Source organism: Streptomyces silaceus, from assembly GCF_001419745.1.
Classification (GTDB): Bacteria; Actinomycetota; Actinomycetes; order Streptomycetales; family Streptomycetaceae; genus Streptomyces; species Streptomyces silaceus.
The window spans coordinates 1-1,092 of sequence record NZ_LIRJ01000418.1; the positions used below are offsets into that span (position 1 = coordinate 1).

Here is a 1,092-nt window from a genome sequence, read left to right on the forward strand (position 1 = left end):
CGCGCCGCCCTCGCCCGCCTCCTGCTCGCGCCCCGCGAGTCCGAACTCGCCGCCAGCCTCGCCGAGGTGACGAAGTCCAGGGCCCGCCTGGTCGACGCCTTCGAGGCCGAACGCCGCAGGATCGAGCGGGACTTGCACGACGGGGCGCAGCAGCGGCTCGTCGCCCTCACCATGAGCCTCGGCCTCGCCCGGCTCGACGTACCCCAGGACAGCCCGCTCGCCGAGCGTCTCGCGAGCGCCCACGACGAGGCGGGCCGCGTCCTGGCCGAGCTGCGCGAGCTGATCCGGGGCATCCACCCGCAGGTGCTTACCGACCACGGCCTGGCCACCGCCGTCGAGGACGCGGCGGACCGCTGCGCCGTCCCCGTGGAGGCGGACCTCGCGCTGCCGAGACTGCCCGAAGCCGTCGAGTCCGCCGGGTACTTCGCGGTCCGCGAGGCCCTCGCGAACGTCGACCGGCACAGCGGGGCCACCCGCGCCCGCGTCACCGCCGCGCACACCGGCGGAGTGCTCCGCGTCGAGGTGCGCGACGACGGCCGGGGCGGCGCGGAACCGGCCCGCGGCACGGGCCTGACCGGGCTCGCGGACCGGCTCGCGGTGCTCGATGGCACACTGACGCTCACCAGCCCGCCCGGCGGCCCGACCGTCCTGTCCGTGGAGATCCCGTGCACAGCCGAAGCCCCGGCGGAAGCGACCGCCGAAGTCTGAGAGTCGTCCTCGCCGAGGACAGCGTGCTGCTGCGGGAAGGGCTCATCGGCCTGCTCGCCCGCTTCGGGCACGAGACCGTCGCCGCGGTGGGCGACGCGGACGCGCTGCGCGACGCGGTGTCGGCGTACGAACCGGACATCGTGGTGACCGACGTGCGGATGCCGCCCGGGTTCCAGGACGAGGGGCTGAAGGCGGCGGTCGCGCTCCGGCAGCGCCGCCCGACGCTGCCCGTGCTGGTGCTCAGCCAGTACGTCCAACGGTCGTACGCGGCGGAGCTGTTGGACAGCGGTGACGGCACCGGCGTCGGTTATCTGCTCAAGGACCGGGTGGGCCAGGTCGAGCAGTTCGTGGAGGGGCTCACGCGGGTCGCGGAGGGCGGCACGG

At 75.3% G+C, this 1,092-nt stretch carries 2 protein-coding genes; both read left to right on the forward strand.

What is annotated here, in order from left to right; translation table 11 throughout:
* Nucleotides 1-708 (forward strand): sensor histidine kinase (locus AOK22_RS32075; protein ID WP_244165192.1); only part of this gene is annotated, 708 nt, incomplete at its 5' end.
* Nucleotides 666-1,092, forward strand: a 427-nt coding sequence (locus AOK22_RS32080; protein ID WP_157872334.1) for a response regulator, incomplete at its 3' end; no start/stop codon positions are given. The genes AOK22_RS32075 and AOK22_RS32080, both read left to right, overlap by 43 nt.